Below are 565 nucleotides of genomic sequence, written 5' to 3'. Positions count from 1 at the left end.
GAGAACCAGTTGTTTGGCAATGCCAATACCGACAAGCAACACTTCACCGCGTTTGCCATGGAAAACAGCACGGCTCAAAACGCGGCTTTAGCTAATGCACAAGACATTAAAATGATGAATCCGCTGAACTACATCGGCGACCCAAAAGCGCAAACATCGCAAAACTGGCGAATCCGCGTCGGCACCAACGACCGCGACACTTCATTGGCGGTATCTGCCGTATTGGCGGCCAAGCTGCAAAACAACCGCTTACAAGTCGATTATGCTTTGCCGTGGGGTGTGCCGCACAGTGGTGATTATGATTTGGATGAATTATTTGCATGGATAAAACAAGTCAGCCTCCGATAAGATAAATGTCAAGACCTTTGTAGAACCGCCATCTTTTGGCATATGTTTTTGTGATGCGCTTCCCGAACGCCCGGCTTTGTTGTGATATGTCTGCACCTTTTGCAAAGAGATCGCTTTGAATTTTACTCAAATCTAAGATTTTGCAAAGGGTTCATGCCGTCTGAAAATTTTCAGACGGCATTTATTTGACAAAAGCAAAAAATAAAGCCTGAACAGA

At 45.3% G+C, this 565-nt stretch carries 1 pseudogene; it reads left to right on the top strand.

Annotation, left to right across the window (positions count from 1 at the left end):
* A pseudogene (locus C7N83_RS14085) lies at positions 1-348 on the top strand (subtype B tannase); the annotation flags it as partial.
* Positions 349-565 lie beyond the last annotated feature (217 nt).

The organism is Neisseria iguanae (assembly GCF_003013245.1).
Taxonomy (GTDB): Bacteria; Pseudomonadota; Gammaproteobacteria; order Burkholderiales; family Neisseriaceae; genus Neisseria; species Neisseria iguanae.
Note: the sequence above shows the minus strand (reverse complement) of the source record. Positions and strands in the feature narration are given on the sequence as shown.